The organism is Methanoculleus formosensis (assembly GCF_025384765.1).
Lineage (GTDB): Archaea > Halobacteriota > Methanomicrobia > Methanomicrobiales > Methanoculleaceae > Methanoculleus > Methanoculleus formosensis.
The window spans coordinates 364352-388928 of sequence record NZ_VHLL01000001.1 but is presented as its reverse complement, the minus strand read 5'-3'; the positions used below and the strand labels follow the sequence as shown (position 1 = coordinate 388928).

Below are 24577 nucleotides of genomic sequence, written 5' to 3'. Positions count from 1 at the left end.
GGACCCGATCCCCGGGACCTGATCCTTATCGAGTGTAACCCGCATGAACACCGCTAAACGCATCTATAACGTCTTATTCATCTCCGTCTTCGCCACCATGCTCGGGCTCGGCATCGTCAGCCCGCTGCTCCCGATCTACGCAGAGAACCTGGGCGCGACCGGCATCTGGCTCGGCATCATCTTCTCGGCCTTCTCACTCTCCCGCTCGGTCTTCATGCCCATCATCGGCCGGATATCAGACCGCCGGGGGAGGAAATGGATCATCCTCATCGGCATGTTCGCTTACGCCGTCCTCTCGCTTGCATACATCGTCGCCGACAGCGTCTACTCACTCACGGCGGTCCGCTTCGCCCACGGGATCGCCTCGGCCATGGTCGTCCCGATAGCCATGGCCTACGTCGCCGACCTCTCGGAGAAGGGGAGGGAGGGGAGCCATATGGGGAACTTCTCCATCTCGATGTTCCTCGGCATGGGGATGGGGCCGCTGCTCGGCGGGTTCCTGAACGATGCGTTCGGGTTGGATTCGGTCTTCTACGTCATGGCCGCCCTCTCGGCGTTCGCCACCCTCCTCGTCGGCGTCTCTCTTCCCGAGGCAAAAAGCAGCACGTTCACGGTTCCGGAAGGGGATGCCGTCCCGCTCCGGGAGATCTTCAGGCTGCCGGTGATGCGGGGGGTCATGGTCTTCTCCTTCATCAGCGCCCTCGGGCGCGGAGGCATGATGGTCTTCATCCCGGTCTTCGGCCCGCTCATCGCGATCACCCCCTTCGAGGTGGGCGTCGTCCTCTCCGCGAACACCTTCCTGATGGCGCTTCTCCAGGTCCCGGTGGGGAAGATCACCGACGCCGGGGACAAAGTCGTCCTGATCGTCGTAGGTTCGGCGATAACGGCGCTGGCGATCGCTGCGATCCCATTGTCGGGATCGTTTCTGCCCCTACTCGTGATCACCTCCGTCGTCGGCATCGGCGGGGCCATCCAGCAGCCGGCCATCATGGCCCTGACGGTCGACGCGGGCCGGACTATCGGGATGGGGACATCGATGGGCGCCTACAACACCGTCTTCGGGATAGGCATGATCATCGCACCGCTGATGGGAGGCGTCTTCATGGACTATATCGGCATCGACGCCGTCTTCTACGTTGGCGGCGCGGTAAGCCTCCTCGGAACCGTGATCTTCGCGGTGATGATGCAGAGGAGCGCCCGCACGGCCGCCGGCAGATCAGGCCAGGCGTAGGCGACTCTCACCCCGCACCGCCTTTCCGCGCTACCGGTGAGTGAGGCTCGATACACCTCCGATGCCGGGAAGCGTTCACACTTCCGAGTGAAAACGGTGATTATGGCAGAGAATCTCTCCTCTACGAGGGGAAACTTTATATAATCATTTCACTATCATGGGTTACAGTGGCGCGCAGTTGAAAAGCGCGTCGGAATCGCCACGATAGGTTCCTGCCGGGTGATCGGGCAACCCCCTGGTACACCTCGCGGGTCGCGGGCGGGTAGCCGCCCGGCGAATGAGATGTTACAACGGCATGGCCCCCTGCAAAGACGCGTCCCGGTTCCCGGCCCCTCGCTCTTCAGTCCTGCATACGCCGTCTGCCCACACTCAAGCGCCGTATTCGGCATTTTTCCTCGTGCCGATCGGCATTCCGCAGGAGGTACTGGCCTCCCCGTATATCCCGGTCTTCGGACTCATCCTCGCCGGCATCGTTTTCGGGCTGCTCGGCGTCTGGCTCAAGGAGCGGGAGGTAGCCGCCCGCATCGCCGGCATGGATGCAAGCATAGAGGGCATCAAGACGGTGAAGGGTGCTCCGCATCGTCCCCTTGCTGTCAGGAGCGACCCTGTCTCACGGTTTGTCGACGAGGTCAACCTGGTGCTCGGTGAACTGGAACGCTCCCGGCGGGATCTCCAGGAGAGCAGGGACCGATACCGCCTCCTCTTCGAGAGCGGGAACGATTTTCTGCTGGTCTGTGCCGTCGGCAGGGAAGGAACGCCCTACCGGATACTGGATGCGAACGCGCTCGCCTGCCGGTGCCTCGGGTATACCCGGGACGAACTCTTCGCCCTCGCCCCCGGATCGGTCATCATCGTCCGGAGCGACTTCAAGAAAGGCAACCACCACCTGCACTCCGCCGATCTGATCCCCCGGGAGGGCAACCGGATCCCTGTCGAGGCGAGCATCCACCGCATCACCCTCGGGGGTACGCCGGCCACCCTCATCATCGCCCGGGACGTGACGGAGAGGCGGCGGATCGAGCAGGAACTGATGGAATACCGCTATCACCTTGAGGAACTGGTGACGCAGCGGACCGACGAACTCCGGGCGGCAAACGAGAGCCTCAAGCGCGAGATGAGAGAGCGGGAGAGGATCGAGCGGGAGAGAATCGAGGCATACCGGCAGATCGAGAGGAACATCGAGCAGTTCGCGGTCCTGACCGACCACATCCGAAACCCCCTCCAGGTCGTCCAGGGGATGGCCGACCTCATCGACGATCCGCGGGCGGAGAAGATCCAGGAGCAGGTCAGCCAGATCAAGGCAATCCTCAAGCAGCTCGACGAAGGGTGGGTGGAGTCGGAGAAGGTGCGCGAGTACCTGGAGAGGTATCGGTAGGGAGGTTTCACCACCATTTGTCTCCCGCAGGATCCGATTCACGGTCAGGTGATTGCAATACCTCATGTACGGATTTTCAGTGGACTGTACATCTGGAAGTGCTCATGCTCCGGACATTCCGTCCACCGAACGTCTAAGACCTTCGGTTTTCTCAAGCGATACCCCTACAGGATACCGCCTATCGCCATGCACTGCCCCCGTCCCCAAGGGGCGGGGGAGGAGGCCGGAGGCCGGGCGGGGTGGGGGTTACAGGTTAGCCTTATGAGGTAGAGACAGGGGAGGGGGGAGTTCCCCCCTCCCCGTCAGCCCCACCCCTACGTGGCGATATCCGGTGGATATCCATGCATGGAGTTTGCAACGTCCCGAAACGTGAAACCGGAGGCAAAGGAACTTGAAAACACAAATGATCGCGGATTTTTGGGAGAGCCACTTTTTCCAGGCGGCTCCCCGACAGTCCCAAAAAAACCCTACGGCGTCGTCTCTTCGGCGCACTCGAGTTCCGCGACGATCTCGGCCGCGTCGTCCATGCGCCGGACGAGATCCTTGATCTCCATCAACCGCTCGGCGCCGATGAAGTGCTCGGCCATCACCCGGGCCATATCAGTGAGTTCGATGCGCCCGCCCCGCCGCCGGACCAGCCCATAGTCGAGGAGAGTGGGGAGGGCGGGCTCCAGCGTCCCGACCATCGCGTGGGTCATCCCGATGACCTGCTGCTCGTCGCCGTTCGAGACCACCGCGTTCGCGACGAACTCCTCCGTGCTCTGCTCCATGTCGTACTCGGGCGCGACCTCCTCCATCTCGCCCCGCAGGAGCCCGACGGCGACCTCCTCCTCGGTCTTCCCGGACGTCCGTGAGTATGATCCCCCGGGCTCTGCCATGATGACCACCCGGCCGAGGTCGTGGTAGTCCGGCCGGCCGGCCCGCCCCATCATCTGGTGGAACTCCTGGACGGTGAGCCACTGGATGCCCATCGCAAGGGCGTCGAAGATCACCTGGGATGCCGGGAAGTCGACACCGGCGGCAAGCGCCGCCGTGGTCACGACGGCGCCAAGTTCCCCGTTCGCGAACCGCCGCTCGACGTCGCGGCGTTCCTGGGCGGAGAGCCCCGCGTGGTAGGGAGCGGCAATATTTCCGAGGGCGTCGGCGATGACGTGGCAGCGGGCGCGGGAGTTCGTAAAGATGATCGTCTGGCCGCGGTAACCCTTCGACGACCGTATCTTGAACTCCTCGGCGACCATCTGCTTGATAAAGCTGATCTTCTTCGCCCGCTCGATGAAGATGAGGTGGCGTTCGAGCGGAACCGGCCGGTCCGCGTAGCGGACAAGGTTCGCCCGGAGTTTATCCGCAAGCAGCCCGGGAGCCCCGATCGTGGCCGAGAGGTAGAGGAACTGCGCCTCGGGTGCGACGTGTTTGAGCCGGGCGATCAGCCCGTCGAGACGGTGGCCGCGCTCCGGGTCTTCGAGCATCTGCACCTCGTCGATGACAACGGTTCCGATGTCCTTTAAGGATCGCCCCGTCCGAAGAGCGTGGTCGATCCCCTCGTAGGTTCCGACTACCACGGGAGCGTTGACATCCCGATCCCCTGCCGACCGGGTCTCAGGGAGGTTGAGACGGCTCACCCCCGTCTGGAGGGTGACCCGGACCAGGTGGCCGTAACGGTCGCGGAACCGCTGGTACTTCTGGTTCGCGAGCGCGACCAGCGGAACCAGGAAGAGCATCCTCCCCCGGCCTTCGAGGAAGTTCTTCATCCCGGCCATCTCCCCGATGAAGGTCTTGCCGCTCGCGGTGGCCGAGACGACCAGGAGGTGCTGCCCTTCGAGGAGGCCGTTCTGGACGGCGAGTTGCTGGACGGGCATCAGGTACTCGACCCCGGCGGCCTTTGTAAACGCAGGAGGGAGCGGGAGTTCAGTGATATGGGCGGTCTTCTGGACCTCGTGCGCCTCGAGCCGATCAAAGAGCGTCCGCTTCCGGTCGGGGTTCTCGGGCCCCACCGACGCCAGCACCCGGTCGAGATCGCGGACCTGGGTAAGGAGTTTCTCCAGGTGGACGAGCACCGAGCCGCCGAACCGCCCCAGGTAACCGAGTTCCCGGCGCATCTCCCGCTTTGCGCACTCCATGCAGATCCACTCGCCGCCGTACCGGACTCCGGTCGTCTTATCGACCGGCACGAACCGGTCCTCCAGCTGGCAGAACCGGCAGATGTTGATCCTCGAAGAAGAAATCTGGAGATCGGCGAGGAACGACTCGAACTCAGGGCTCTTCGCCGCAAGGAGCACCGAGGAACGGCGGAGCAGGGTGATGAGGTCCCGGGTCGGGGTTGGCTTGAGCTGCTTGCCGCGCCGGCGCATCTTGAAGTTCTTCGGCCGCTGACCCTTCGGGGTCGCGCTCAGGTCGACGAACCCCGAGCCTTCGACGCGGCCGCCTTCGACGAACAACAGTTTATACGTGCCTTTCTGGGGCTGGACGATGACTTTCATGACGAGATCAGGTCGTGGATCGTGTAGGTGAGCCCCACCGTCTCCAGACGCTTGAGGAAATCAGTAAACTCCTCATCGACGATAAAAATTGCGCACTCCCGGCCGTGAAATGCCGCTTCGACGACACCTTCTCTTGAGCCGAAGAACATATCCGGCTCGATACCCGCCTTCCTGAGGGCAACGTAAGATTCGAGGCCGACGGCGCCCACCATCTCGACATTCTGGATGGCCTCCCGGAGAAGATCGATGCTGACCTGCCTTGAGCCGCCCCGCTCCACCCGCGGCACCTTGCAGACGTGAACGAGCCCCTCTTCGTGCTGGATGATGCCGTTCAGTCGGGCGACGCCGAGGTCTTCTCCCGGTATCGCGTCCATGGTAGCGAGGCCGGTGGCGCTCTGCTCTTCTTTCGTCGCATACAGCCACCCGTCCTGCATGACGACGCCGACCGTATCCCCCTTCTGGATCTCATCCCGGGCAATGGCCGTCCAGACCGCCACCTGCTGGATGATATCCCGGTTGACGTGGCGGGCATACGCCTCAAGCGCCTCGGCGTGGCGGAGAACCCACTCGATCCCGCTTTTCGTCACCTCATAGCGGCCCCGGCCGTGAGCAGTGACCAGGCCCTCGTCCGCCAGTTCCCGGATGTACTCGGAGACGGCCTGGGGCGTCACGCCGAGTTTCGCCGCGATCTCCTGCTGGCGGACGGCCGGCTGGTGTTCAGCGATCTCTACGAGGATCTGAAATCGGGTGGCCTCCCGTTTGCTGCGCAGGATTACGTAAAGAGGATCGTCACTGAAGTCGGTCAAGCAGCACCATCCCCTGCCCTTTCACGTCGAGACCGGGGATCCTCTTCGCCAGCCCCTTGATGAAGGTAGAACTGACCCCATATTTTCGGGAGATATCACCGATGGAGGTGGTCCCGGCAACGATCTCCTGTTCCACCGAGTCCACGATCGTGCGGAGACCCTCGTCGTTCGAGACGGCGATGTGCAACAGATCCCCGATATCGCCCATGGAACACTGGAAACTGGCCCGGAACTTGCTGTATGTCGCCCGGTACTCCTTCGTCGGCTTTTCCCCGGGTTTCGGCATCCGCCACTGCTCTTCGATCAGGTTTCCCTTCTTGAGGATAGAGAGGCACTCGGCCACTGTAGAGGGGTCGGCATGCGCCGCAAGGTCTTCCTCGGTCAGCCAGGCTTTGTTCAGGAGTTCGTAGATCTTCTTGTAATTGGCATTATTGAACGTTATGAGAAGAGGAACCAGTTCCACCGGATCGTTAAGAATTTTAATATGTCCCGTCACTGCGATACCCTATTATTATATGGTGGTATAACTCCATAAATTTTTGCTGAAATCTCAATGCGTACCAGTGGCACAATCACCATCCGGGGCATCGTCCAGGGAGTCGGGTTTCGCCCCTTCGTCTATGCAAAAGCGCGGGAATTCGGGATCACGGGGACGGTCAAAAACCTCGGGAGCGAGGTCGAGATCCATGCGTCCGGCGACCGCTTCGAGGAGTTCCTGGAGGCGGTTTCCAGAGGGACGCCATTATCCCAGATAGATTCTGTAGATGTCCAGAATCTGCGCGGGAAAGTGACCGAAGGGTTTACCATCCTCGAGAGTAACACCGGGAGCCTCTCGGGGTTCATCCCGACCGATGTTGCCATCTGCGACGACTGCATCACCGATGTTTTCACGAAAGGAGGCCGATACGAGGGCTACTGGGCAACGTCCTGCGTCAACTGCGGCCCCCGGTACAGCATCATCAACACCATCCCCTACGACCGGGAGCGGACGTCGATGACGGAGTTCCCGGTCTGCCCCGCATGCGAGAGCGAGTACACCGACCCGTCGTGCCGCCGCCACCACGCCCAGACGATCGCCTGTGCGACCTGCGGACCGCGCCTCGCCCTTCTTCTGGCCGACGGAACGCCGGTCGCGGGGGACCCCATCCGGAAAGCGGCGGCCCTCCTTGATGCAGGCTCGATCGTCGCCATCCACGGGATCGGGGGATTTCATATCGCCTGCATCGAAGAAGCGGCAGGGGTTCTGAAACGCCGCCTCGGCCGGACGGAGCAGCCCCTCGCGGTGATGGCGACCGCAGAGGAGGTGGAGCGGATCGCGATCGTCCCGGACGAAGAGCGGCAGATCCTCCATTCCCGGGCCCGCCCGATCGTCGTGCTCGAGAAGCGCGATCCCGCGTCCCACCCGGGGATATCGGATCTCCACACCATCGGGTGCATGCTCCCCTACACCGGGCTGCACCACCTCCTCTTCGCAGAACTCGCCCACCCGCTCCTCATCATGACGAGCGCGAACCTGCCGGGCTACCCGATGACCACCGATCTCGCAACCGCTCTTGAGCGGCTTCCCGGGCAGGCGGACTATATCCTCACCCACGACCGCCGGATCGTCAACCGGTGCGACGACTCCGTCGTCCGGGACGGTTACATCATCCGGCTCTCCCGCGGCCTCGCCCCGAAGAGAGAGGCGATAGACCTCGGCAAAGGATGCATCCTCGGCGTCGGCCCGGAACTGAACGCAAACATCTCCATCTATAAAAATGGCTTCTGCATCACCTCTCCCCACGTCGGAAACGTCAGGAACCCCCAGACGCTTGCCTACCTGCAGGAGACGGCGGAGAGACTCGGAGGCCTCACCGGCGCACGCTACGACCGGATCGTCCACGACCTCCACCCGCAGTTCCTCTCGACCCGCTACGCGAGGGAGGTTGCCGATGCGACAGGGGCACAACTCCTCGCCGTCCAGCACCACCGGGCGCACATCGCCGCAGCAACCCGGGAGGAGTGCGTCGGGATCGCGATCGACGGGGTGGGCTACGGCGATGATGGGACAATCTGGGGCGGCGAGGTATTTGCCGGGGAGGTTCCCTATCTCGACCGGGTCGCCCATCTCGAGGCCGTCCCGATGCCGGGCGGCGACCTCGCCACCCGGTTCCCGGAACGGATGCTCTACGGCATCCTCCCCACCGCCGAAGTCCGGGATCTCCTTGCATCGCGGGGGTGGAGCGATATCGAGCTCGCCGTCCTCGTCCGGCAGGTGGAGCGGGGGTTGAACGTCGCCGCGACCTCGAGCACGGGGAGGGTGCTGGATGCCGCCGCAGCCCTCCTCGGGATCTGCCGGGAGCGGACCTACGACGGCGAGCCGGCGATGAAACTCGAGTCGGCGGCGCATGCCGGGAAGGCCTCGGCCTGGGATCTCGAGTTCCTCCGCGACGGTGATTGCGAGGTTCTCTCGACCCGTTCCCTCCTCGCTGAGGCATACCGCCGGGCCGCAGCCGGGGAGCGGGCCGAAGATCTCGCCGCATCGATCCAGCACAACCTCGCAAGAGGCGTCGCCACGATGGCCGTCCGGGCGGCAGAGGAGCGGGGGATCCCCCGGGTGGCGCTCTCGGGCGGGGTGGCGTATAATAAGGCGATCCGGGAGACGATCCGGGACAGCGTGCTCGCCGCCGGGCTCGAGTTCATCATGAACAAGGACTACCCGCTCGGGGACGGGTGCATCAGCTTTGGGCAGGTCATCTACGGCGGGAGCGTGGAGGAGTGAGACTCCCCGTATCCACCGGGCTGTAGTCGAACAAAGACCCTCTTTTTCGCATAAATTCCATTATAAGGCGACGCAGTACCGGGACAGAAACAGCACGATCAACCCGGGAAGCATCCTGAGAGATCCGGCACGGAGAGTGAGACGTCACGCGATCCGCGAGAATAACCGGCCCGCCCGGTTCGTTAAAGGCGAAAGAAAAAAAGGGTTTAGCCGAAGAGGGCACCGAGACCGGCCATGCCGCTCTCTTCTTCCTCTTCCTTCTTGGACTCTTCCTCGGGCTCCTCCTCGGCAGCGGCCGCGGCGGCTGCAGGGGCGGCGGCTGCGGGTGCAGCGGCGACCGGGGCGACGGCGGCCTTGCTGATGGCCTCCTCGATGTTCACGTCCTCGAGTGCGGCGACGAGCGCCTTCACGCGGGCGTCCTGGACCTCGACACCGGCCGCGTTCAGGACAGCAGTCACATTCTCTTCAGTTACGTCTTTGCCTGCGTTGTGCAGGAGCAGTGCAGCGTAGATATACTCCATGATTCATTCACCTTTTTGAAATGATATTAGCCGAAGAGGGCACCAAGACCGGCCATGCCGCTCTCTTCTTCCTCTTCCTTATTCTCCTCTTCAGACTCCTCTTCCTCGGGCTTCTCCTCGGCTGCCGCCGGGGCTGCTGCCGCGGGTGCCGCAGCGGTCGCAGCCGACGCGGCTTTCAGGGTCGCCTCATCGAGCTCGAAGCCCTGGCCCTGTGCTGCCAGCGCGACGGCCAGCATCTCGCGCTGAGCCCGCCCGATGATCAGGTCGACGATATCCTTCTCGTAGATGGTCGCCTCGACGCCCACGTTCCGGGCCTCGCGAACCGCCTTGCCGATGATGGCCGCGACGGTAAGCCGGGTCGGGATGACGGCGTTGACCGAGAGGTTGAACGCCTGCTGGGCCGCGAGCACGATGTTGTTCGCGTAGGCATCCTCATCGATAGCGAGGAGGTCCGGCGTGAAGATGGTGTTCCTGTAGTATGCGGCCTGTAGAATGAGACCGACATCCATCGGCTTGACACCGAGTTTCACGAGAGCGTCGGCAACCTTCTTGTTGATGACCTCGCCCTTCTTCACGACCGTCTTCGTCTCGCGGATCTTGACCTTTCCACCCTCGATAGCTGCGGGAATACCCACCTGCTGGAGCTCGCCCACGATCGGGCCGGGCTTGAAGCTGGTCGGACCCTTCGGGATGACGATGTCCTCCGGCGCAGTCTCGCCGGGCTTCGCCGCCATCTTCGTCTTGGTCCGCTCGAGCAGCTTGAAGAGCTTGAACGGATTCTCGTTCGTGAAGATCAGGGCGCTCTGGCCTTCGGCGTGGTCGTTCAGGGACGCAACGCTGCCGCCGAGCTCGTTTAAGGCGTGCTCGATCAGCGTGTTCCGTGCCATCTTCACCCTCGCCGTGCCGCGGAGGTTCCGCCGGATCTGCTGGACCTGCGAGGCAGGAATGCCGTACATGTCCACGACGCCGACGAGCGAGTGCTCCTCGATACCGCGCTTGATCTCCTCTACTTCATCCTTCTTCCACCGGGGCAGGTGCTGCGTATAGAGCGCCATCAGATCACCCTCACTGCCGGCCCCATGGTCGTCTTCACGTAGACCGAGTGGATATTCATCGCGCCGCTCTCGAGGACGGACTCGACCCGCCGCAGAACCGTATCGATGTTCTCGGCGATCTCCTCGGTGTCCATCCCGGAGGTTCCAACCTTCGCGTGGAAGACCTTCTTGTCCTTCGTCCGGATCTTCACGGAGCTCCGGAGACGCTGAACGACAGGCCGAATATCCATTCCCTGCGGAACCGGCATCGGCATCCGTCCACGCGGACCGAGCCTGACACCAAGGTACCGCCCGACGAGAGGCATCATTGCCGTCTCGGCAAGGAAGAACCGGTACTCATCCGCCACCTTGCGTGCTTCGCGGGGTTCTCCCCCGAGCCGCTCGATCTCCTCAGGTCCGATGATGAGGTCCACGTTCACCTCTTTTGCCTGCGTGGTGATATCGCCCTTCCCGAGAACTGCGATCTTGACGTTGTCAAGACCATGCGGGAGGAGAATCGTCTCATCAATACGATTCTTGGGCTGGGACATGTCGATATTCCTGAGGTTGACGGTGATATCCACGCTCTCCTTGAACTTCCGTTCCGGAGCCTTCTCCAGCGCCGTTACCACGGCTTTCTGTATACTGGTTTTATCAACCATCCTTTGCCTCCATAGTACACGACCTCACGATCTTCTATGGTTGTCTGACATCTATGCGACGAGTACGCCGTCGTGTTCCCCGTCGTTGATGGCCCGGATCATCTCGCGGGGACTCTTCCCCTCGATGGTGACACCGACACTGACGCACGTTCCAATGACCTCTTTGACCGCGGACTTCAGATCGTACGAGAGCATGCCATCAAACTTCATACGGGCAATACGGACGGCGGCCTCCAGTGGCAGATCTCCCGCCACCAAAGTACCCGGCTCTGCCGAACCTTTCGCGATACCGGCCTCTTTCATGACGAGCGCCGTCGTGGGCGGGATGCCCACTTCAATCGTGAAGTTCTTCTTATCGTCGACCGTAACCGTCACCGGCACCTGCATGCCGTTGAATTCGGCTGTTTTCTTGTTGATCTCGTCGACGACAGCCTTCACGTTGATACCGAGAGGTCCGAGCGCGGGCCCCAGAGGTGGGCCTGCTGTTGCCTTGCCCCCGGGTACCAATACCTCGACCGTTTCTGCCATACAAGTTCACCAGCTGTTATTCCTCAGGGGAATAGTTGCCTGGGTTACCTAAGGTCTACGTGAGAGGATTTAAAGTACATGTGCCCGGGCCGCGCATCAGTGCGTGACGCCCGGTCGCCGGGGGTTCTATCGCCGCCGGTGTAGCGGGACGCGGCGGGAAAAAAAGAAGATGGAGATATTCTTCAGGACATCTCGTCCGACCGCTCCACGACGCGAACGGAGTCGCCGCGGACGGTGATCGGGATGGGGATCATACTCTCGTAGAGTTCGACCGTGATCTCTTCCTTTCCGGTGTCGACGCGCTTGACGACCGCCTTCTCTCCCTTGAACGGGCCGGCGATGATCTCGACGATGGTGCCCTCGGTGATGCCGGTGACCGCCTTCTTCGGCACCAGGAAATGCGCCACCTCGGAGAGAGCCGTCGAACCCTGTACCACCGCGCGCGCGTGGGGGATCAACTCCACCAGCTGCTCTATACGGGCGATGGCGTCAGGGCTCTCCACGAGGACGTAGCCTTTCAGTTCTTCGGGAACCATAACGGCCACTACATGGATGTCCTTCTGCTCCCTCGTCACCTTCTCGATGTTGTCGGCTACCGTCCGCTCCTGCTTTGCGGTCGTCTTTATCGCGTATATCCGGTTTGCGCTCTCAACCATATCCATCATTTGGGCAGTACCAGCATGATCTCGTATATGATAAAGCCGACGAGGCCGATGAGCATGATCCCGGCCGCCGCCACGACAGCGATCTTGGAGAACTCGTCGCGGGTCGGCGTCCGTGCCAGTTTCAGCACCCGCCAGTACTTCTTGAAGAGTTCTTCCTCGATCTTGAACGACTTTACTTCCGCTAACGTCTCTTTGTAATCCATCATCTTGGCTCACTTCAGGAAGTCGATCTCAAACTGTTTCATCATGCGCGGCATACTCTTCTCGTTTCTCCCATATATTTGTGGTGACCGGACGCCGGTGACCACAAGCAGCGTCCGCATCTTGCCCTGCATGTCGGGGTCGACCTGGGCACCCCAGATTATCCGGGCATCGGGATCGATGCGGTCGTAGACCTCCTGGATGACGCCTTCCGCCTCGGACATGGTCATATCGGGCCCGCCGACCACGTTGACGAGGGCGGCGGTCGCCCCGGAGATGTCGACGTCGAGCAGCGGAGAACGCAGCGCCTTCTTGACCGAGTCGGCGGCTTTGTCCTCGCTGTCACTCTCGCCCATCCCGATCATCGCGACGCCTCCGCGCTCCATGACCGTCCGGACATCAGCGAAGTCCAGGTTCACGAGACCGGGCATCGTGATAAGCTCGGTGATGCCTTTGACCGCCCGCATCAGCACCTCGTCCGAGACCTTGAACGCGGCGTGGAGCGGAAGCCGGGGCACGACCTCGAGCAGCCGGTCGTTCGGGACGACGATGACGGTGTCCGCCACCTCACGGAGCCGCTCGAGGCCGGCCTCCGCGTTCTGGCCCCGGATAGCCCCTTCCACCGTGAACGGCAGGGTGACCACCGCAATGGTCAGTGCGCCCTCTTCCCGGGCAGCCTTCGCGACCACGGGTGCGGAACCGGTACCGGTGCCGCCCCCGAGCCCGGTTGTGATGAAGACCATATCGCACCCCTCGACGGCGCGCTTGATCTCATCCTCGGTCTCGATCGCCGCCTCTTCGCCGACCTGGGGGATCGAGCCAGCGCCGAGACCGCGAGTCCTCTGCCTTCCGATGAGGATGCGGGTATCCGCCCGTGTCCTGACCAGGTGCTGCGCATCGGTGTTGAGAGCGATCATACGCGCCCCGTTGATCCCTTCATCGGTCATCCGGGTCACCGTGTTCGAACCGCCGCCTCCACATCCGACGACTGCGATCTCAGTCCGGAGTTCCATGAGGAGCTCTTCAAGCTCTTTGTCGACCTCCGTGGGCTCAGCAAAACGCTGCTCCTCTCGCGCCCGTGAAAGTGCCTCTTCTACGATGGATTTCATATGTGTCTCTCCAATCCCGGGATATGTATCCGCTTCACGCTGGTTGTCTGCACTGCATCGGGTGAGATCCTCCGGCCCTCGAACTCGACCGCCTTTCCGCCGGCAAGCATGGCGAAGAGCGGCCCTTCCGGCACCCCGTGCCTGCGCGCCTTCTCAGGGTCGAAGCGCACCTTCCGGAGGACGAGGTGATCACCGTCGATAACAGCATCTTCACAGATAAGTATGAGTTTTGCGCACAGGGTAGTTATATCTCTTGCGAGTCGGGACGACTCGTGTTCAAAGCCGATAAACGTCGATAAAACCTCTGCAGACCCGGAAGATAGATGGGCGACGGGCAACCGGTCAAGGTCGTTGAGAAAACGCGATTTATCGGATTTGATCGTTTCTTCAATCAGATCGGGAACAATCCGCACCACAGCGGGATTCCCCTCTCCTTTGAGATCATGGATGCGAACGCGTGACCCGGGAGCGACCTCTTCGGCGAGAGACCGGACCCGGAGGTAGGTGGCCCACGCAAGGCCGGACGCCTCCTGGATCTCTGACTCGGAGAGGAGGAGGAGTCCGGCATCGCCGAGCATCCGCTCGACCCGCGCAACTTCATCTCTGGCGAGGGATTTTCGGTCTATGTAGCCCGCCACGGCGCCGCTCGCCTCCTGCATCACCCGGAGGAGAGCAGGGTCGACCGCGCCGACCTGCCGGGTCGGGACGATGTGCCCGAAGGCTCCCCGGGAGGAGAGGGCGATCTCGGTCTGTCGCACGGCGTAGTGGGTGCCGCCGAAACCGATGAGGTTGATCGTCTCCTGCGGCTCCGCAGCGAGGATGCTCTCCGCCACCGCTCTCCCGGCGGCCGGGTCGCCCCATTCGGTCGCGGTCGACCCGATCTCGACGAAGAGCGAGGGGGTCGAGAGTTCCGTCGGGCCGTGGTGCGTCACCTCGTAGGAGACCCGGTAGCCCTCGGGGGCACGGGCGGCGAGGTTGCCGAGGATTGCGTGCATCCAGGCGGGAGCTGCCGGAGCGAGTCTGCCCGGTTCGCCGCCGAGGTCGGCGGCCTCGTAGTTACCGGTGACATGCACGGTCAGGGCGGGCGTCTGGTGCACGCTCGCGTGCCGGGATATGAAGAGGATGAGATCGGCATCGACCTCCCGGTCGATCCCGTCCTGGTGGATCAGCCTTCCTGCGACCTCATGAAACAACAGGTCGTGCCGTTCGGCAAGCGGCCACCGTCCGCCCGCCGCGAGCAGGGTATCGAGGTGGTGCCTGATGGTCACCCCTGCAACGTCCTGTTCTGAATTGATCAACGCGATCCGCATCGGGTACACTGTGGGGCGTGAGGCTGCTAAATGATACTGCTCGACCGGGCGTGATAGTAAATCCTATCATCCTTGCGGCATACCATGTTGTACTATGGATGAAGAGAAGATACGCAAAGCGTTCGAGGCATACGGCATAGAAGACGAGATAACCTGCCCGCAGGCCTTCGAGATATCGGAGAAGTATGGAATCCCGAAGATGGATATCGCCCGGTACTGCAACCAGCGCGAGCCGAGGATAAAGATCCACAACTGTCAGCTGGGCTGCTTCAGATGAGCCTCTTCCTCGAGGTCGTATCCGTCGCCGAGGCCGTAAGGGCGGTGCAGAAGATCGCGCCGCCGCTCGGGTACGAGGACGTGCCGCTCGAAGACGCCCTCGCCCGGGTTCTCGCGAAGGACGTCCATGCCGATATCGATATCCCGGGGTTCGACCGCTCGACGGTCGACGGCTACGCGGTCGCCGCGGCCGAGACCACCGGGGCATCCGAGGCCATTCCGGCGATGCTCCAGTGCCGGGGCCGGGTCGGGATGGGGAGCGCGGATGCCGGGAGCATCTCCCCGGGGTCTTGTCTCTACGTCCCCACCGGCGGAGCGCTCCCAACGGGCGCGGACGCGGCGGTGATGATCGAGCACGCCGAGCAGATCGGGGACGACATCCTGGTGCATCGCCCGGTGGCGCCCGGTGAGAACGTGGTCGTTCGCGGCGAAGATTTCAGGGCGGGGAAGGTCGCCCTGGAACGGGGGCGCGTGCTGACCCCCCGCGAGATCGGGGTTGCCGCGGCGATCGGCGCCGACCGGGTCAGCGTGGTGCAGGTGCCGAAGATCGGGATCATCTCTACGGGGAACGAACTCGTCCCCGTCGTCGAGACCCCCGGGCCGGGCGAGGTGCGGGACGCGAACTCCTACCTCGCCGGCGCCTTCGTGACCGAACGGGGCTGCCACCCGGTCTACTTCGGGATCGTCAGGGACGAACGGGCGGTGCTGAAGCGGGCGGTCTCTTCCGCGGTTGACCGGTGCGACGCGGTCCTGGTCTCGGGAGGCTCGTCGAAAGACGAGCGGGACAACACCGCCGCGGTCATCGCGGAACTCGGCGAGGTGTTGGTCCACGGGATCGCCCTCGCGCCCGGAAAACCCACCATCATCGGGACGGCACGGGGCAAACCGGTCATCGGGCTCCCCGGGCACCCGGCCTCGGCCTTCGTCGTCCTCGTCGCCATCGTCGACCACCTCCTCGCGGCGATGCGCGAGACCACCGTCTCCCGGCGAACCGTCCGCGCACGGCTGACCCAGAACATCCCTTCCACCCGCGGGCGGGAGGACTACGTCCGGGTCAGTCTCGGCAACGGGGAGGCGACACCGGTCTTCGGGAAGTCGGGGCTCCTCAACACCCTGGTGCGGAGCGAGGGACTGGTGCGGATCCCGGCATCGAGCGAGGGGTTCGAGGTCGGCGAAGAGGTCGAGGTGATCCTGTGGTGAGACGTTACCTCTCGGTCATATCGCTCGCGGAGGCGCGGGCGCTCGTTGAGACCTCTTTCCCGGCGGTTCCGGGCATCGTCCGCGTCCCGGTGGACGCCGGGGCGGTAGGAAGGATCACCGCAGAGCCGATATTCGCCCGGTTCTCCGTCCCCGCCATTCACCTCTCGGCGATGGATGGTATCGCAGCGAGAAGCGCCGATACCGTCGGCGCGAGCGAGCAGCACCCGGTGACCCTCCCGGACGCGGCGCGGGTCAACACGGGAAACATCGTCCCGCCCGGCTACGACGCAGTGATCATGATCGAGGACGTCTGGGTCGACGGCGAGACCTACACCGTCCGAAAACCGGTCAGCCCCTGGCAGCACGTCCGCCCGGTCGGCGAGGACATCGGCGAGACGGAGATGATCCTCCCGAGGGGGCACCGGATCCGGCCGCATGACCTCGGGGCGCTTGCGAACTACGGCGTCACGGAGGTTGCGGTCATCAATCTCCGCGCCGGCCTGATCCCCACCGGGAGCGAACTCGTGCCGGCGGGCGAGATGCCCCCGCCGGGGAAGGTCGTGGAGAGCAACACCCTGATGGCCGCGTCCGTCCTCGCGGAGGCGGGCGTGGAGACGCACCGCTACGGGATCGTTGTGGACGACTACGACCAGATCCGGGAGGCGGTCCGGCGCGGCGTCGCGGAGAACGAGATCCTCCTCGTCTCGGCGGGGTCTTCCGCCGGGACGCGGGACTACACCGCCGATATCGTCCGCGACCTCGGCGAGGTGCTGGCGCACGGGGTCGCCATCAAACCCGGAAAGCCGGTGATCATCGGCAGGATCGAGGGAAAGCCGGTGATCGGGCTCCCCGGCTATCCCCTTGCAGCGGCGACGGTGCTCCGCGAGATCGTCATGCCGCTCGTCGCCGGCTACGGCCTCTTCGTCCGCGAGCCCGAGCGCGTCGCCGCCAGACTCACCACGAGCCTCCACTCCGATATCGGGACCGACGAGTTCGTCCTGCTCTCGGCGGGAAGGATCGGCGACCGCTGGGTGGCGGTGCCCCAATCAAGGGGCGCGGGCGTCCAGATGAGCGCGGTGCGGGCGAACGGCTACATGCAGATCCCATCGCAGAAGGAAGGGGTCGAGGCCGGGGAGACCGTGGACGTCCGGCTCACCGTCCCCCGCGCGGAGGCACAGGAGGCGGTCCTCGTCACCGGCAGTCACGACCCTGCCCTCGATCAGATCGCCGACCTGGTGCGGCCGCGCGGCGTTGACGTCCACTCCACCCATGTCGGGAGCATGGGCGGGGTGATCGCGCTCAAAAAGCAGGAGTGCCACGCCGCCCCGATGCACCTCCTCGCCCCCGACGGCACCTACAACACCCATTACCTGGAGCGCTACCTGCCTGGCGCCGACCTCGTCCTCCTCTGCGTGGCAGAACGCCAGCAGGGCGTCATCTCCCGCGACGGCCTCGGGTTTGATGACCTGCCCGGCCGGACGTTCGTCAACCGGCAGAGGGGGTCGGGGACCAGGATACTGCTCGACCACCACCTCGCGGAGCGCGGGATCGATCCGGGCTCCATCAGTGGCTACGAGCGCGAGGTGACGACGCACCTGGGGGTGGCGCTCGCCGTCCGGACCGGCGAGGTCGACGCGGGGATGGGGGTCTACAGCGCCGCAAAGGCACTCGATCTCGCGTTCGTCCCGGTGGCGACGGAGCGCTACGAGCTCGCGATGCACCGCGAGATGCTTGACGACCCGCGCATTACGGCCCTCATCGAGACCGTCTCCTCGGAGGCGTTCAAGAAGGTCCTCCGGGATCTCGGGGGCTACGAGACGGGCGAGACAGGCGAACTGCGCGAACTGCGAGGATGACTGCTTCCTCGGGCGTGGCGCAGACAAACACCCCCTCTATCTTCCAGGTCGAAAGGCCAAAGACGGGCTTGTCCGTCTTGAGGCTGACTGCGATCTCCGAGAGCGTGCCGTAGCCTCCCCCGACGGCGATCACCGCGTCGGCCGAGTTGACGAGGACGACGTTCCTCGCGTGGCCCATCCCGGTGCGGATGACGACGTCGAGGTAGGGGTTCCCCTCCCCGGTATCCGGGAGGATGCCCACGGTCCTTCCGCCGCCCTCTTTTGCGCCCCTGCAGGCGGCCTCCATCACCCCGCCGAGGCCGCCGCAACAGACGGTCTCGTGATTCCCGGCGATGAGGTAGCCGATGGTCTCAGCCGCTTCATACTCCTCAGCGGAACAGTCCTCCCTCCCGATGACTGCGATCTGCATGGGGGAGAGGTCGGGGAGCAGGGGATAAAAGGGGTGGGGTGAAGCGAACATGCCTTCGCGGCGTCATGTCTCTCGCGTGAGGCTCCATCGCCCCGTACTGAAAACTCACGCGAAGCCACGAAGAACGCGAAGGGAAGTCGAGGGTTTGACCTCCCGGGGATAGTCTCAAAAATGATAGTGAAGTACCGGACCCATTTCAATCCCTATATACGGATTTCAGGGGATATCGCCACGGACTGCCCCCGCCCCTGAGGGGCGGGGGAGGAGCGCGAAGCGCGGGCGGAGTGGGGTGACGAATGGTATGGAACCCCGCGAGCCGCCTCCCCAAATGGCGATACCCCCACGGTCCAGTGTACCGGGTTCTTCCCCTCGCTTCGCTTACTTCGTCCCCCAACAAGTTCCCCACTTGACCATCCCCCCTCGGGATCGCACGCGGTCACGAGTCGCGCCCTTTCACGGCTTCGCATGAGTCTGCACCACCCCCCATAGTACGAAACACTTTGTCCCCCAACAACAAACGGTACACCACAGTGCTGAATATGAGGGATATAAGGTGAAAGAGGTCACCGGCAGTTATAACCCGCGAGAACTCGAGACGGGGGTCCAGGATTACTGGAAACAGGAGAATACCTATGCGCGCGTTCAGGAGGTGCGCAAGGATGGAAAAGCGTTCTTTTTCGTCGACGGGCCGCCGTACACCACCGGCCACATCCACCTCGGCACCGCCTGGAACAAGATCATAAAAGACACCATCCTCCGCTACCACCGGATGCAGGGGAGGAACGTCATCGAGCGGGCCGGCTACGATATGCACGGCCTGCCTATCGAGGTGAAGGTCGAACACCAGCTCGGATTCACCTCCAAGAAGGATATCGAGGATTACGGGATCGCCGCGTTCATCGAGCAGTGCCGGACGTTCGCCGTGACGCACATGGATATCATGAGCGACCAGTTCCGGCAGCTCGGTATCTGGCTCGACTTCGACGACCCCTACCAGACGATCAAGGCGGAGTACATCGAGTCCGCGTGGTGGGCGGTCAAGCGGGCGAATGAACGCGGTCTCCTCGAACGCGGCCACCGGGTCGTGAACTGGTGCCCCCGGTGCGAGACGGCGATCGCCGACTCGGAGGTGGAGTACTGGGACGAGACCGACCCCTCCATCTTCGTCAAGTTCCCGGTCACCGGGCGCGAGAACGAGTACCTGGTGATCTGGACGACCACGCCGTGGACGCTCCCCGCAAACGTCGCGGTGGCGGTCAACACCGCGTTCACCTATGCGCGGGTGCAGGCGAAGAAGGACGGCCACGAAGAGATCCTCTGGATCGCCGACGAACTCGTCGAGTCCGTCCTGAAGATGGGCCGCTACCAGGACTACACCGTCCTTGAGAAGGTCAGCGGCAGCGACCTCGTCGGGACGGAGTACACGTCGCCGCTCGCCGGCCAGGTCCCACACCAGGCGGAGATCCGGCACCGGGTCGTCGCGGCCGACTACGTCGCGCTCGAGAACACCGGTCTCGTCCACATCGCCCCCGGGCACGGGTGGGACGACTACCTGATCGGCCTCCAGGAAGGACTCGAGGTCTTCTGCCCGGTCGACGCCGGCGGGTGCTTCACCCGGGAGGCCGGGGCGTTCGAGGACATGTACGTCCGGGACGCAAACGACCTCGTCATCGACGCGCTCGGCGACTACCTCCTTGCCCGGCGGACGATCACCCACCGCTACGGTCACTGCTGGCGGTGCAAGACCCCCATCATCTACCGTGCGACCGCACAGTGGTTCCTGAAGGCAACCGAGATCCGCGACTCGATGCTCGAGGAGATCGCGAAGGTGAAGTGGTACCCCGATTGGGCGGGGAGCGCCCGGTTCCACGACTTCGTCGCGGACTCCCGAGACTGGTGCATATCCCGGCAGCGCTACTGGGGCATCCCCATCCCCATCTGGCAGTGCGAGCAGTGCGCCGAGAGGGTCGTCGTCGGCACCATCGCCGAACTCGAGGAGCGGTCGGGCACAAAGGTTACCGATCCGCACCGCCCCTACGTTGACGAGATCGTCATCCCGTGCCCCTGCGGCGGGGAGATGCGCCGGGTCGCCGACATCTTCGACGTCTGGTTCGACTCGGCGGTCGCGTCGTGGGCGACCCTCGGGTTCCCCCGGGAGCGCGAGGCCTTCGACCGCCTCTGGCCGGCGGACTTCATCACCGAAGGGCAGGACCAGACCCGGGGCTGGTTCTACTCCCAGCTCGGGGCGAGCACCGTGGCGTTCGGCCGCGCCCCCTACAAGAGCGTCCTGATGCACGGGTTCGCTCTCGACGCCGAGGGGCGCAAGATGAGCAAGAGTCTCGGCAACGTGGTGACGCCTGAAGAGGTGATGAACCAGTTCGGCGTCGATGTCCTGCGGTTCTACGTCCTCTGGGCGAACGCTCCCTGGGACGACATGAAGTTCAACTGGGACAGCGTCAAGACCATCCACCGGACGCTCAACATCCTCTGGAACGTCTACCGGTTCCCGCTCCCCTACATGGTTCTCGACTCGTTCGAGCCGGCATCCGCCGGAGGTCGCTGGGACGACTCGTTCGTCCGGTCGCATATCAGGGATATGCCCGAGGAAGACCGCTGGATAATCTCCCGGGTAAACTCGCTCGCCCGGACGACGAGCGGGGAGATGCAGGAGTACCACCTCCACAGGGTGACGCGGGCGCTTGCCTCCTTCATCCTCGAGGATCTCTCCCGTTGGTACGTCCAGCTCGTCCGGCCGAGGATGTGGCTCGAAGAGGACTCAATGGAGAAGCGGTACGCCTACGAGACCGTCTATTACGTCATGCGCCGCCTGACCGCGCTCCTTGCGCCGTTCACCCCCCATATCGCCGAGGAGATCTACCAGAACCTCCGCCTCGCAGGCGACCCGGAGAGCGCCCATATGCTCGACTGGCCGGCGGCGGACGGCACCCTGATCGACCAGCGCCTCGAGGCCGAGATGGAGATCGTCCAGTCGTTCGACGACGCGGTCGCCACCGCCCGGCAGAACGGGAGACGGAAACTCCGCTGGCCGGTCTCCGAGACGGTCGTGGTCACGGGAAGTAGCGAGGTGAGGAGGGCTCTTGAGGGGTTGAACGACCTCGCCCTGAGCCGGGCGAACACCCGGACGGTCAGGGTCGTCACCGGGACCTGGGACCGGATCCTCTGGAAGGCCGAACCGGTGATGCGCGCGATCGGGCCGGAGTTCGGGAAGGAAGGGCCGAAGGTCAAGGCGCTGATAGAGAACGCAGACGGCACCGCCCTGAAGGCCGCGATCGAGCGGGACGGAAAGGCCCAGCTCGACGGTTACGAGATCACAGAGCGCCATGTCACCTTCGCGGAAGCCCTCCCCGAGGGGGTCTTTGCCGCGCCCATGAAGGACGCGACGGTCTACGTCGACGTCACCCTCACGCCGGCGCTGGAGGCCGAAGGGTACGCCCGCGAGGTGATACGGCGGGTCCAGGAGATGCGTCGCCAGCTCGACCTGAACGTCGACGACTTCATCGTCGCAGCCGTGGGTGTCGCCGACGAGCGGGTGGCCTCGCTGATCGCGACCGAGGAGTGGCAGAAGGAGATCGCCGGCGAGGTGCGGGCGGCAACCCTCACCGTCCGCCGTAGCAGTGAGAGATCGGCAGGGGCCTTCGCCCTCGAGAAGGACTGGGACGTGGAAGGCGTGCAGATGCGGATCGGCATCTCACGCGCCGGTGAGTGACCGGATCAGCGCCTCGCCCTCCGGGGTGGAGAAGAGAGGCGTCTCCTCCGGTTCCCGGATGCAGGTTCTTGCAGCCTGCACAGTCTCCCCCGTAAGGGGGTTATACCCCTCTTTTATGCACTCTTCACGATAGAGGAGCGTTCCCCGCCGCTGCCAGGCCGGCGTCTCCGCCAGGTTGATGCCCCGCTCGAACATCATCTCGTGCAGCGCCCCGGACTGCATCCCCCGGAGCGCCGCGGCAGCCTGACGGGAGGTCATCCCCTCCTCGATCAGTGCGTTCTGGCAGTAGGCGTTGATGTGGTTTCGCCACGCCTCGTTCTGCCGCGAGATCAGGTACTCGACCGCAAACCCCCCCGCCGCGGGGATCGTCCGGGCGTCGAACGCAAGCGGTTCGGCAGACCCGAGTTCGATCGTGAGTTTGCTCGCCGCGACCGCGGCGGTCACGGAGTCGAGTTTCTCCACGCGCCCCGAGAACGGCAGCGTCGGGAAGTAGAGGCTGATCTCGTCGGAGAAGGTGTAGGCGAACGCGGGAGAGAGACCGCTCCCCATGAGGAGGTAGCGGCAGACCGATCGCATGCTCTCGTTGAAGGCGGGATCGAACGGTTTTTTGAGGTTGAGCGCACGTGTCAGGCGGTGGAAGGCTCGACCGTCGAGCCGGACAAAAACGGGGGGGAAGATCGTGAGGTTCGAGAAGATCTCGCGATCCCCGGTATCCATATTGTATCGACAGGGAGCCCCGGACATCGTGATCAGTCTTCTTTGGTCGGGGATTTGAAGAGCCCGGGAATGTGGCGGACGATGACGATATCGCCGACACTCTTCACGATGCGGAAGGGGATCTGCAGCCCGGTGTAGCCTTTCACCTCTCCGATCTCGGGGTTGAGCTCGCCGACTGCAAGGGCGTCGATCTTCTTCTGGTCCACGTCGAGTACGACATCGTCAACATTCCCGATAAAGACAGCCCTGTCGGTATAGACGCGTAACCCGAACATCTCTGTGATCTGTGTTCTCATCGGTATCCTCTGAAGGTATATTACTATAAATGATAAAAAGATACTCTTTCTTATGGAAGCGTCGCTACAGATTGGAAACCTGGCCGGAATACCGGTCAAACTGCACTGGAGTTTCCTTCTGGTGATCCCCCTCTTCGCCTGGATCATCGGGAGCCAGATCGTGCTCACGACCGAGTTGATCGCGGTCCTCTTCGGTGTTCCGATCGACATGACGCTGATCACGGCGGGCTTCAACCCCTACATCCTCGGGACCGTCGTGGCGCTCGGCCTCTTCTTCGGCGTCTTCATCCACGAGATGGCCCACTCGCTCATCGCGAAGGCGAAGGGGATCGAGATCCACAGCATCACGCTTCTCATCCTCGGCGGTGTCTCCCAGATGGAGGAGACGATGCCGGACCCGAAGATCGAGCTCCCCATGGCGCTCGCGGGGCCGCTGACGAGCCTTGGGGTCGGCATCGTCTCCTCCGCCCTCGTCTACGTCGTTGCGGCGATCAATCTGGACCCGGGGGTCGCCGGCGTCCTGATCTTCACCTTCGGCTACCTGGGGCTCCTGAACGTCCTGCTCTTCGGGTTCAATCTCCTCCCGGCGTTTCCGATGGACGGCGGGCGGGTGCTGCGGGCATGGCTCGCCCGCCGGATGCCGCTCTCCCGGGCGACCCGGATCGCCGCCGACGTCGGGAAGGGGTTTGCCGTCCTCTTCGGGCTCGTCGGGTTCCTGCTCTTGAACCCGATCCTGATCCTCATCGCCTTCTTCATCTACATTGGGGCGAACCAGGAGGCCACCTCCCTCCGCTACAACATCCTGCTGCAGGACGTCACGGTGGCGGACGCGATGAGCAGCCCGGTAACTACCGTCGAGCCGACGATGCCGCTGCCCCGGGTGGTGGAGATGATGTATGAGACGAAGCACCTCGGTTTTCCTGTGATGGAGCGGGGGTCGCTTGTGGGGATCATCGCCCTCGCCGACATCCACAAGACCTCGCCGATCGACCGGGAAGCGATGCAGGTGCGCGACGTCATGACCCGGAACCCGACCACCCTCCCGCCGTCGGCGTCGCTCATCGACGCGCTCCGGATCATAACCGGCCAGAACATCGGGAGGATCCCGGTGGTCGTGGATGGCGACCTGGTCGGGATCGTGACCCGTACGGACGTTCTGCGGGTGATGGAGTTGCGGGAAGAGGAATGACCAGGCAATCTTCCTCCGGAATGCGACTCCCCGATGGGCAGGACCTGGAGCACCGCCAGGTGCGATTGGCGACCTACCAAAGGTGCGATATACTGAACGACGGGGGCTTGAGATGCCTCCCAGCTCCTCAAACTCTCGGTCTTGCAGATAACTGCTTCCTATCAGAACATCGGTTCTCCCGGTGCACGGCTTTCTAGGGGATATCGCCATTGGGGGTAGGGCTGACG

At 63.6% G+C, this 24577-nt stretch carries 22 protein-coding genes; 8 read left to right on the top strand and 14 right to left on the bottom strand.

Annotated elements, in window-relative coordinates:
• Positions 1–43: 43 nt before the first annotated feature.
• Entirely contained in the window at positions 44–1231 is a 1188-nt protein-coding gene (locus FKB36_RS02055) for an MFS transporter (protein WP_261596361.1), read from the top strand.
• A gap of 397 nt (positions 1232–1628) precedes the next feature.
• On the top strand, positions 1629–2606 hold the full coding sequence (locus tag FKB36_RS02050; RefSeq protein WP_261596360.1) for a PAS domain S-box protein: 978 nt from the start codon (positions 1629–1631) through the stop codon (positions 2604–2606).
• A 467-nt stretch (positions 2607–3073) separates the two neighbouring features.
• On the opposite strand, the gene FKB36_RS02045 is transcribed toward FKB36_RS02050, so the two are convergent.
• From FKB36_RS02045 to FKB36_RS02035, 3 genes are read right to left on the bottom strand one after another with little or no spacing between them, the layout of a single operon-like run.
• A complete protein-coding gene (locus tag FKB36_RS02045; RefSeq protein ID WP_261596359.1) occupies positions 3074–5083 on the bottom strand; it encodes a DEAD/DEAH box helicase in 2010 nt (669 codons plus the stop codon).
• A complete protein-coding gene (locus tag FKB36_RS02040) occupies positions 5080–5889 on the bottom strand; it encodes a DUF7839 domain-containing protein (RefSeq protein WP_261596358.1) in 810 nt (269 codons plus the stop codon). The genes FKB36_RS02045 and FKB36_RS02040 overlap by 4 nt, the downstream gene beginning before the upstream one ends.
• Positions 5873–6385, bottom strand: a complete 513-nt coding sequence (locus tag FKB36_RS02035) for an ArsR family transcriptional regulator (protein ID WP_261596357.1) — start codon at positions 6383–6385, stop codon at positions 5873–5875. The genes FKB36_RS02040 and FKB36_RS02035 overlap by 17 nt, the downstream gene beginning before the upstream one ends.
• 57 nt (positions 6386–6442) lie before the next feature.
• Here FKB36_RS02035 and hypF point away from each other — a divergent pair, with 57 nt between their 5' ends.
• Positions 6443–8650 (top strand): carbamoyltransferase HypF, encoded by a 2208-nt coding sequence (gene hypF, locus FKB36_RS02030; RefSeq protein ID WP_261596356.1) that lies wholly within the window; start codon positions 6443–6445, stop codon positions 8648–8650.
• Positions 8651–8856: 206 nt separating this feature from the next.
• On the opposite strand, the gene rpl12p is transcribed toward hypF, so the two are convergent.
• The 8 genes from rpl12p to FKB36_RS01990 form a co-directional block, all read right to left on the bottom strand.
• Positions 8857–9171 (bottom strand): 50S ribosomal protein P1, encoded by a 315-nt coding sequence (gene rpl12p, locus FKB36_RS02025; RefSeq protein WP_261596355.1) that lies wholly within the window; start codon positions 9169–9171, stop codon positions 8857–8859.
• 26 nt (positions 9172–9197) lie between these two features.
• Positions 9198–10226: a 50S ribosomal protein L10 gene (locus tag FKB36_RS02020; protein WP_261596354.1), complete on the bottom strand. Its 1029-nt coding sequence runs from the start codon at positions 10224–10226 to the stop codon at positions 9198–9200.
• Positions 10226–10867 carry a 50S ribosomal protein L1 gene (locus tag FKB36_RS02015; RefSeq protein ID WP_261596353.1) on the bottom strand — a complete coding sequence of 214 codons (642 nt, stop codon included), beginning with the start codon at positions 10865–10867 and terminating at the stop codon, positions 10226–10228. The genes FKB36_RS02020 and FKB36_RS02015 overlap by 1 nt, the downstream gene beginning before the upstream one ends.
• A 51-nt stretch (positions 10868–10918) precedes the next feature.
• Positions 10919–11395: a 50S ribosomal protein L11 gene (locus FKB36_RS02010; RefSeq protein ID WP_261596352.1), complete on the bottom strand. Its 477-nt coding sequence runs from the start codon at positions 11393–11395 to the stop codon at positions 10919–10921.
• A 182-nt stretch (positions 11396–11577) separates the two neighbouring features.
• A complete protein-coding gene (locus FKB36_RS02005) occupies positions 11578–12051 on the bottom strand; it encodes a transcription elongation factor Spt5 (RefSeq protein ID WP_261596351.1) in 474 nt (157 codons plus the stop codon).
• Positions 12052–12056: 5 nt separating this feature from the next.
• On the bottom strand, positions 12057–12266 hold the full coding sequence (locus FKB36_RS02000; protein ID WP_261596350.1) for a protein translocase SEC61 complex subunit gamma: 210 nt from the start codon (positions 12264–12266) through the stop codon (positions 12057–12059).
• A 6-nt stretch (positions 12267–12272) separates the two neighbouring features.
• On the bottom strand, positions 12273–13370 hold the full coding sequence (gene ftsZ, locus FKB36_RS01995) for a cell division protein FtsZ (protein ID WP_261596349.1): 1098 nt from the start codon (positions 13368–13370) through the stop codon (positions 12273–12275).
• The gene (locus FKB36_RS01990; protein ID WP_261596348.1) at positions 13367–14680 is read right to left on the bottom strand and encodes a D-aminoacyl-tRNA deacylase; all 1314 of its coding nucleotides are present in this window, start codon (positions 14678–14680) and stop codon (positions 13367–13369) included. Before FKB36_RS01990 ends, ftsZ begins: the two co-directional genes overlap by 4 nt.
• A gap of 94 nt (positions 14681–14774) precedes the next feature.
• Here FKB36_RS01990 and FKB36_RS01985 point away from each other — a divergent pair, with 94 nt between their 5' ends.
• The 3 genes from FKB36_RS01985 to FKB36_RS01975 are packed head-to-tail and all read left to right on the top strand — an operon-like array spanning position 14775 to position 18012.
• Entirely contained in the window at positions 14775–14957 is a 183-nt protein-coding gene (locus FKB36_RS01985; protein ID WP_261596347.1) for a hypothetical protein, read from the top strand.
• Positions 14954–16156, top strand: coding sequence for a molybdopterin molybdotransferase MoeA (locus tag FKB36_RS01980; protein WP_261596346.1), 1203 nt, complete (start codon positions 14954–14956; stop codon positions 16154–16156). The genes FKB36_RS01985 and FKB36_RS01980 overlap by 4 nt, the downstream gene beginning before the upstream one ends.
• Positions 16150–18012 carry a molybdopterin biosynthesis protein gene (locus tag FKB36_RS01975; protein ID WP_261596345.1) on the top strand — a complete coding sequence of 621 codons (1863 nt, stop codon included), beginning with the start codon at positions 16150–16152 and terminating at the stop codon, positions 18010–18012. Before FKB36_RS01980 ends, FKB36_RS01975 begins: the two co-directional genes overlap by 7 nt.
• Here FKB36_RS01975 and FKB36_RS01970 read toward each other — a convergent pair.
• Complete coding sequence (locus FKB36_RS01970; protein WP_261596652.1) at positions 17939–18421, bottom strand: TIGR00725 family protein; 483 nt, start codon at positions 18419–18421, stop codon at positions 17939–17941. The two genes, FKB36_RS01975 and FKB36_RS01970, sit on opposite strands and share 74 nt — an antisense overlap.
• Positions 18422–18974: 553 nt before the next feature.
• Between FKB36_RS01970 and ileS the strand changes: the two genes are divergently transcribed.
• Positions 18975–22148 carry an isoleucine--tRNA ligase gene (gene ileS, locus FKB36_RS01965; RefSeq protein WP_261596344.1) on the top strand — a complete coding sequence of 1058 codons (3174 nt, stop codon included), beginning with the start codon at positions 18975–18977 and terminating at the stop codon, positions 22146–22148.
• Here ileS and FKB36_RS01960 read toward each other — a convergent pair.
• Together FKB36_RS01960 and FKB36_RS01955 are read right to left on the bottom strand one after the other, a co-directional pair.
• Positions 22131–22865, bottom strand: a complete 735-nt coding sequence (locus FKB36_RS01960; protein ID WP_261596343.1) for a tRNA(His) guanylyltransferase Thg1 family protein — start codon at positions 22863–22865, stop codon at positions 22131–22133. The two genes, ileS and FKB36_RS01960, sit on opposite strands and share 18 nt — an antisense overlap.
• Before the next feature lie 32 nt (positions 22866–22897).
• Complete coding sequence (locus FKB36_RS01955; protein WP_261596342.1) at positions 22898–23161, bottom strand: PRC-barrel domain-containing protein; 264 nt, start codon at positions 23159–23161, stop codon at positions 22898–22900.
• 52 nt (positions 23162–23213) lie between these two features.
• Here FKB36_RS01955 and FKB36_RS01950 point away from each other — a divergent pair, with 52 nt between their 5' ends.
• A complete protein-coding gene (locus FKB36_RS01950) occupies positions 23214–24350 on the top strand; it encodes a CBS domain-containing protein (RefSeq protein ID WP_261596341.1) in 1137 nt (378 codons plus the stop codon).
• Positions 24351–24577 lie beyond the last annotated feature (227 nt).